The following is a 6,185-nucleotide window of genomic DNA, read 5'->3' on the forward strand; positions in this document are numbered from 1 at the left end:
CCATGCTGGTTAAAGCCGCATCAGGCCTTTCTGTGCCTAAAGAAGACTCACCTCGTGAATACATTGGCGACAACAATGCTGAGCTTGTGCCGGATTCACAATACTACCTTCGGCGAGTCATGGAGGGGGATTTGTTATTGCAAGTAGATCCTAGCTTTGAAGAAGGACCAGATTTAAAGCCCGCCAACCGTAAAACGCCTGCAGGAGCTGCATAATGGCTAGCAAAGATATTAGCTTCGATAGCATTCCATCTAGTATCCGCAAGCCGGGTAAGTACTTTGAATTTAATACCAAGATGGCTGTGCGCTTATTGCCAGGTAATTTACAAAAAGTATTGTTAATTGGCCAACGTATGGCCATTGGCACCGTGGCCGCTACCGTCCCCACTGATGTCTTTAATGATGCAGATGCCGCAACCATGTTTGGCCGTGGCTCTATTTTGCACAGTATGGTGACGGCAGCGATTACAGCCTATCCCTATGCAGCAATTACAGCTATTGCACTGGATGATGCGCCTGCAGGTACTCAGGCCACAGGCACGGTGACGTTAACAGGTGCAGCAACGGCGGCAGGTGCGTTAACACTTTGGGTGGGGAATGATCGAATTGATGCCGCCATCAGTAATGGCGATACACCGACCACTGTGGCTCTGGCGCTTAAAACTGCATTAGATAAAGCACCTGATCTTCCTGTCACTGCAGCAGTGAATGCGGGGGTTGTCACGCTGACCGCTAAAAACAAAGGCACGCTGGGTAATACGATTAAGCTGACCAGCTCTTTTGCGATTGCGGCGGGTTTAGTGGCGGCAATTTCCCCAATGGCTGGCGGCGCGACAGATCCAGATATTCAAGCCGCACTGACGCCTATTTATAGTGCTGGCCACAATATTCTCTGCAGTAGCTTGATGGATGCCGCCAGCCTGCAAAAACTACGTACCCATCTTGATGCGGTAGGTGGACCAATGGAGCAGCGAGGGGCTATTGGTGTGTATGGCAATACCGGCACGCTGGCGCAAGCCACTACTTTGGCACTCTCTATTAATAGCGGTCGGACCAGCAGCATTCTTGTGCCATCGACCCCTAGCTTATCTTGGGAAGTGGCTGCAGCTTACGCGGCTGTGATTGCCAGTGAAGAAGACCCCGCTCGCCCGCTGAACACGCTGGCCCTGATCGCGATTGCCCCTTCACCCTTCGCTAGTCGTTTAAGCCGTACTGAGCAAGAAAATGCACTTTACAACGGGGTGACACCAACCGAGGTTGGCCCCGGCGATAAAGTACAAATTGTGCGGGCCATTACCACTTACACCAAAGATCCGCAGGGAATTGACGATGTCAGTCTGCTGGATCTCACGACTATTCGCACGCTGGATTACGTGCGCAAAGCGTGCCGCGAACGCATCGCCTTACGCTTCCCCCGTGAAAAGCTAAGTAGCCGTACCGCTGATAAGGTGTGGTCAGAACTATACGACGTTTTACTGAAGCTGGAAGAGTTGGAGTTTGTTGAGCAAGTGGTAGAAAACAAAGACAAGCTCATTGTACAGCGTGATTTACAAGATGCTAATCGCCTGAATGCACGTATCCCCACGGATGTCGTCAATGGTCTGCATGTATTTGCAGGCCGCATTGATCTTTACCTTTAAAAGGACAACACCATGTCACTTGAAGAATACGCAGGCAGCATTGTGCTGGAGATCGACGGCCAAGAAATTGATGTCGTGGATATGAGTGTGAGCGGTAAAACCGGCCGAAAAGTGGTTAAAACCATGAACCGCACGGGCCGAGCCAAGGGTTTTAGCAAGGGTATTAGTGAGTTGGAAATCAGCATCACCGTCGTGATTCCGGTGGCGGGTGATCTGGATTGGGACGGGATGCAAGGCGCTAAATTAACCTGCTACCCCGCCACGCCAGGCGGTAAGCGCACCAGCTATCTGGATTGCTTCAGCTTAGAAGTAGGCACGAAGTACTCAGTAGAAAGTGAAGCACGCCGTGATATCAAAATCCAAGCGCTACGTGAGGTGAAAGAATGACTACCCCAGAAAATAAGCCCCCAGTACTGGTCTACGGGATTGAATACCAGGGCAAGTTGCACAGTGATTTTGAGCTGCGCTTACCGACTATTGGTGACAATATTGCGGTGTTTGAAGTCACGGATAACAGCAGTATGTTGGCTGTAAATACTGCGCTGCTGGCCCGCTGCCTGACGAAACTAGGCACCATTCCTGCTGAAGAAATCACCGTCGAGCTACTGCATAAGGAGCTGGTTGATGATGATTACGATGTGATGTGGTCAGCATTGGATGCTCTTAAAAAAAAGCGGCAGCAAATGAACGCAGCCGCTCTGACTGGCGCTTAATTGTCCTCATCATGCTACGGCTAGGGTTTAGCCGTAGCGAAGCACTGGCCATGAGCGAAGAAGAAGCGCTGAGCTACTTAGCGCTTTCTGCTCCAACATCTACCCCTTCAGAAGCATCAAGCGACGATACGGGTGTACGCCGTATCGTGTCCCTTCGCCGACCACGGAGCTGACTATGTCCCGCAATATGGAAGTTTCACTGCTACTACGGGCCAGAGATCAAGCCAGCGCCGTTCTGACTCGGCTAAGTCAAGCCGCTGCTCAAATGGCGGCTCAAATGGCACAGTCTTCAGCGGCAGGCCAGCACAGTACACAATCGGCATATCGGCAAACCACACGCGTTTATGAACGGAGCGTGGGCGATCAAAACCGTTTAGCGCAACGTGCTGCACAGGCTGTGGCACAAGCTGCGGCATCGGGGGCAACACAGGCGGCCCAAGCTCAGGCAGCTGGCCAGCAACAGGTTCAGCAGACTTACCGCCAAACGACGCAGGTTTTTGAGCGTGCAACAGGGGAACAAAGGCGCTTAGCACAACGTGCGGCACAGGCTGTGGCTCAAGCTGCTACATCTGGGGCAACACAGGTGGCCCAAGCTCAGGCGGCTGGCCAAGCGCGGACACAACAAACTTACCGCCAAACGACGCAGGTTTTTGAGCGTGTAACAGGGGAACAAAGACGCTTAGCACAACGTGCGGCACAGGCTGTGGCTCAAGCTGCAGCCTCTGGGGCAACACAGGTGGCTCAATCCACCAATGCAGCTCAGATGCGTATTCGCACTGCTTATCGTCAAACTACGCAAGCTTATGATCGGGCAGTCGGAGATCAAAGCCGCCTAGCTCAGCGTGCAGCACAAGCACGTGAGCAGCTAGGTATTCGCTCAGAAAAAGCGATTCAGCGTGAAATTCAACAAACAGAAGCTGCATATCGCCAACTATCACGGTCTGCAGTGCTATCTGCAGCAGAGCAATCGCGCGCCTATGACGCAACGCGCCAGCGTGTTTCAGTACTACGCCGTGAAATGGGTCTGCTTGAAAATCAGCAACGTACTATCGCAGATCGTGCAAAAACAATGGGGAGAGGTGGAGCGGCGGCTGTTGTTGGTGTAATGGCTGGGGCTGCAGTATTGACTAAGCCGGTTGGTGAAACCATGAGCTATGACCGCCGCCTGGCTTTAATGAGTAATACGGCTTTTTCTGGCAGAAATGTAACAGGCCGTTTAGCTGGTCGTGGCGAGCTAAGTAACGCAATTAATGTTGCCGTGCGAACGGGGGGCGGCACTCGTGAGAGTGCAGCGGATACGCTAGATGGTTTGCTTGCATCTGGTGCAATGAATAATAAAACAGCGATGAATCTTTTACCCACTTTGCAAAAGTATGCAACAGGTACGGGAGCAGACCCAAAAGAATTAGGCAATATTGCAATACGTGCAATGCAAACATTTTCTATCAAAGAAAAGGATTTGCCAAAAGCATTGGATATGGCAATTGTTGCGGGTCAAGAAGGTGGATTCGAACTCAAAGACTTAGCTAAGTGGCTCCCACAACAAATGGCAGCAGGTAAAGGTGCAGGCTTGTCTGGATTGCAGGGGCTAACTACTTTGCTTGCTGCAAATCAAGCCGCTGTCATTACTGCAGGCAGCAAAGATGAAGCTGGTAATAATTTAGTCAATTTGCTAGCAAAAATCACCAGCCAGGATACGGCAAAGGATGCTTCAAAACTTAATATTGATTTAACAGGAACTTTAATTAAAGCCCGCGAAAAAGGCATGAATGGTTTAGATGCATTTGTTGGAATTGTTGATAAAGTTGTTGGTAAAGACAAACGATATGCGGAACTCAAAAAACGAGCGGGCAAAGAAACGGGAGAGGAAAAAAAAGCTACGCTTGAAAGTATGGGGGATATTGTACAAGCATCGACAATTGGTAAATTAATTCAAGACAGGCAAGCGTTAATGGCCTTGATTGGTCGAATGAATAATCGTGAATATGTTAAAGGAATTGAAACAAAATTAGACGAAGAAAAGCAAAAACCCATCGTTCAGGGGGCAGGGGAAGCTAACTACCAAACAATTGCAAGTACCGATGCATTTAAGGCCGAGCAGCTAAAAAATGAAGCTGTTATTGCTCAACAAAAAGCAATGATAGGTTTAAATGGCGTAATTGGTGATGCGGCCGTCAAATTAACAGACTATGCAAAAAAATATCCAGAACTAACAACAGCATTAGCAGGAGCAACAACAGCCGTTACTGCGTTGGGTGCCGCAGCTGCTGGCGCGGGAGTCACTATGCTAGCAACTGGGGGTAAGACAATATCAACTGTTCCCCCCGTTACTCCTGTTCCCTCTGTCGCTCCTGTTACAGCGGCGTCAACCTCAGGCATATTGGGCCGTTTCTTAGGCCCTGCCATGTTAGCTGGAAGCGTTGCTAATTTTTCAACAGTTGAAGATGACGCCGAAAGCGCGAAGCGAATCAAGCAAGAGAAAGCATATAGTCAACGCTTACAAAGCACGTACAGCCCAGAAGTTATTACGGCAGCCCGCGATCAATTTAAACCTTGGTACGACTTAGGCATAGAAGAAAAGCCCAGTAGGACCGAGTCATGGGTAAAACAATACCTGCAAGAGCAACAAGCCAAACCACCACAAAAGGTTGAAGTAACCGTAAAGGTTGAAAATGGCAATATCACGGCCGCAGTGAATGAAAAAAACCAACAAGCTGCGCGGAGGTACTGACCATGGCATGGGAAAAACTACTGCAGGATGCAAAATTTCGCGGTGTTGCTTTTGATGTCGTCAAAACAGATGATCAGGGAGGCCATGATGTCGCCCGCCATGCTTTCCCTTATCGGGCGGGTGAAGAGGTCGAAGACCTTGGGCTAAAAGCCGTTGAATACAAAATTATAGCGGTGCTGTGGGGTGATGACTACGAGCAGCAGCTCGAGCAGCTGTTAAAAGCATTGTCTGAGCATGGCGCGGGTGAGCTGGTCCATCCTGTTTACGGTGTAAAACAGCTGCAGCCACTTACATGGTCGGTTTCACATGATGCTGAAAATGTGGATCACTGCATCGTGGATATGCAGTTTATTGATCCAGCAAAACCTGCTGATATTTTTACTCAGCAGAGCGTTGGCCAGCAGGCAGATCAGGCTGGCCAGCTGGCTGAGATTGTTCAGGAAGCCGCAAGCAACAAATTTGTTGTTGAAATTTATTCCCTTAAAGATCAATTGCCACTGCAACGTATTGCAGATCTTAAAGCGGCAATGAATAAAATCATGTCTGAGGTGCGTAGCCAGGTACAAGATGTGGTGGGAAGTGTGCTGGATGTCATTAATCTACCGCAGGCTTTTGCCGCAGATTTAATTGGCGGCGTTCAGGGCATTATCAGTATGGGCAATATTGCACCGGGTGACATTTGGACGCGTTATCGGGCTTTGGGTGATGATGCAAAGCAGTTATTTTCATTGCCCAGCTTTCAGGACAATAGCTACGGTTCTGGTACATATTCAAGCAGCAATAATGCGCCTACGCCTCCTGCTGGCGATATCATGCCATTGGCGCATTTAATGGCGACCGTGGTTGCAAGTGAGCATGCTGCAAAAGTATGCGCTGTTTTAGCTATTGAGGCAGATCAGCCCACGCTCAACCCAGAGGAGCTGGAAGAGTTTGCGAATACGGCTCGGCTATTAATTGCGGTGACTATTGCTGCGCTGACTGAAGAACAAGTTCCTGCTCAAGTGCTGCTTGATCCTATTCGCTTAGCTGAGTGGACTAGTACTGCCATTTTAAGTAGCAATACACTGGTGACGACACCAACACCAACACCAACACCAACACC

The 6,185-nt window shown here is 49.6% G+C and carries 7 protein-coding genes; all 7 read left to right on the forward strand.

All coding sequences use genetic code 11. From position 1 onward, the window contains the following. Window positions 1-2 precede the first annotated feature (2 nt). Window positions 3-215, forward strand: coding sequence for a DUF2635 domain-containing protein (locus Q0R17_RS08630; RefSeq protein ID WP_293934062.1), 213 nt, complete (start codon window positions 3-5; stop codon window positions 213-215). After that, entirely contained in the window at window positions 215-1,639 is a 1,425-nt protein-coding gene (locus tag Q0R17_RS08635; protein ID WP_293934064.1) for a phage tail sheath subtilisin-like domain-containing protein, read from the forward strand. The genes Q0R17_RS08630 and Q0R17_RS08635 overlap by 1 nt, the downstream gene beginning before the upstream one ends. 12 nt (window positions 1,640-1,651) lie before the next feature. Continuing rightward, window positions 1,652-2,026 carry a phage tail protein gene (locus Q0R17_RS08640; RefSeq protein WP_293934066.1) on the forward strand — a complete coding sequence of 125 codons (375 nt, stop codon included), beginning with the start codon at window positions 1,652-1,654 and terminating at the stop codon, window positions 2,024-2,026. Beyond that, window positions 2,023-2,352 carry a hypothetical protein gene (locus Q0R17_RS08645; RefSeq protein WP_293934069.1) on the forward strand — a complete coding sequence of 110 codons (330 nt, stop codon included), beginning with the start codon at window positions 2,023-2,025 and terminating at the stop codon, window positions 2,350-2,352. The genes Q0R17_RS08640 and Q0R17_RS08645 overlap by 4 nt, the downstream gene beginning before the upstream one ends. An 11-nt stretch (window positions 2,353-2,363) precedes the next feature. After that, window positions 2,364-2,525, forward strand: a complete 162-nt coding sequence (locus Q0R17_RS08650; RefSeq protein ID WP_293934072.1) for a hypothetical protein — start codon at window positions 2,364-2,366, stop codon at window positions 2,523-2,525. Window positions 2,526-2,527: 2 nt separating this feature from the next. Beyond that, window positions 2,528-5,083, forward strand: coding sequence for a phage tail tape measure protein (locus Q0R17_RS08655; protein WP_293934076.1), 2,556 nt, complete (start codon window positions 2,528-2,530; stop codon window positions 5,081-5,083). A 2-nt stretch (window positions 5,084-5,085) separates the two neighbouring features. Continuing rightward, a partial coding sequence (locus tag Q0R17_RS08660) for a DNA circularization N-terminal domain-containing protein (RefSeq protein ID WP_293934077.1) occupies window positions 5,086-6,185 on the forward strand: 1,100 nt, incomplete at its 3' end.

Origin of the sequence: Iodobacter sp., from assembly GCF_025352645.1 — a bacterium.
In the GTDB taxonomy this organism is placed as follows: domain Bacteria; phylum Pseudomonadota; class Gammaproteobacteria; order Burkholderiales; family Chitinibacteraceae; genus Iodobacter.